Origin of the sequence: Stenotrophomonas sp. SrG, assembly GCF_050031795.1 — a bacterium.
GTDB lineage: Bacteria > Pseudomonadota > Gammaproteobacteria > Xanthomonadales > Xanthomonadaceae > Stenotrophomonas > Stenotrophomonas rhizophila_A.
The window spans coordinates 1-233 of record NZ_JBNBBE010001512.1; the positions used below are offsets into that span (position 1 = coordinate 1).

Consider the following 233-nt stretch of genomic DNA (forward strand, 5'->3'; position numbering starts at 1 on the left):
TGGCGAAGCTCAGGCCGTATACAGACAGCGCGGTCAAGCGGGTATCGTAGGCGGTGAACTGGCCATGCTGGAAGATCGTGGCGAGCAGCGGCTCGGCGCACAGCATCAGGCCGAGCATGGCCGGCACGGCGAGCAGCAGCGTGGTGCGCAGGCCCCAGTCCAGCGCGCTGGCGAAGCCGGCCTTGTCGGTACTGACATGGTGGCGGGCCAGCGCCGGCAGGATCACCGTACCA

General features: G+C 68.2%; 1 protein-coding gene. It reads right to left on the reverse strand.

Annotated features, from left to right (window positions below; translation table 11 throughout):
* Positions 1 to 233: lipid II flippase MurJ (locus ACQG3P_RS24425; protein WP_426806495.1), on the reverse strand; the 233-nt coding region annotated here is incomplete at both ends.